Annotated in this window: 1 protein-coding gene; it reads left to right on the forward strand. The window is 76.4% G+C overall.

Annotated features, from left to right (window positions below; all coding sequences use genetic code 11):
• On the forward strand, positions 1 to 1,047 hold a 1,047-nt coding region (locus FNQ90_RS24380), incomplete at its 5' end, for a DUF6986 family protein (RefSeq protein WP_182608319.1).
• Between the last annotated feature and the right edge of the window lie 27 nt (positions 1,048 to 1,074).

Consider the following 1,074-nt stretch of genomic DNA (forward strand, 5'->3'; position numbering starts at 1 on the left):
GTGTGGGCGGATCTTCTGGGGACGGGGGTGGACGATCCCGAGGCCCTCGACGCGGCGGTGCGCGGGAAACTCCGCGGCGAACCGGTGGAGGACCTGCGGATCGACTTCGAGGACGGCTACGGCACACGTCCGGACTCCGAGGAGGACGAGCGGGCCCTGGCCGTGGGGCGCCTGCTCGCCCGCCTCGTGGCCGAGGGCGGGGCACCACCCTTCCTCGGCATCCGGATGAAGTCCCTGGAGGCCCCGGACCGGCGACGGGGGATCCGCACCCTGGACATCGTGCTCACGGCGCTGCACGAGGCGGGCCCGCTCCCGCCCGGTCTGCTGGTCACCCTGCCCAAGGTCACCCACCCGGCCCGGGTCGCGGCCATGGCGGAGCTGTGCGAAGCCTGGGAGGAGGCCCGTGGCCTGCCCCACGGCACCCTGCGCTTCGAGGCGCAGATCGAGACCCCGTCGGCGGTGCTCGGCGCCGACGGCCGTGCCACGCCCGCCCTGCTCATCGACGCCGCCCGCGGGCGCCTCGCCGGACTGCACCACGGCACCTACGACTACACCGCGGCCTGCGGTGTGGCCGCCCATCACCAGGCCCCCGACCATCCGGCGGCCGACCACGCCAAGGCGGTGATGCAGGTGGCGGCGGCGGGTACCGGGGTGCGGGTCGCCGACGGCTCGAGCAACATCCTGCCGGTCGGGGACACACCGGCCGTACGGGCCGCCTGGCGCACCCACGCCCGCCTGGTCGAGCGTTCCCTGGCCCGCGGGTTCCACCAGGGGTGGGACCTGCACCCCGGGCAGCTGCCCACCCGATACGCCGCCGTCTTCGCCTTCTTCCGCCGGGGTCTGGTCCGCGCCGGCGAACGGCTGGCCGCCCGGGCCGCCCGGGAGGAGTCGGGCGTACTCGAGGAACCCGCCACCGCCCGGGCCCTGGCCGGTTACCTCCTGCGCGGGGTGGACTGCGGCGCAGTCCCCGGGGCGGAGGCCGAGACGGCCTGCGGGCTCACGCTCCGGGAACTGACGGAGCTGGCGGGCCGGCTCCCCCCGTCCTGACGCCCGGGGCGCGTGCCCCGCGCATCC

Origin of the sequence: Streptomyces alkaliphilus (assembly GCF_014141535.1) — a bacterium.
Classification (GTDB): domain Bacteria; phylum Actinomycetota; class Actinomycetes; order Streptomycetales; family Streptomycetaceae; genus Streptomyces; species Streptomyces alkaliphilus.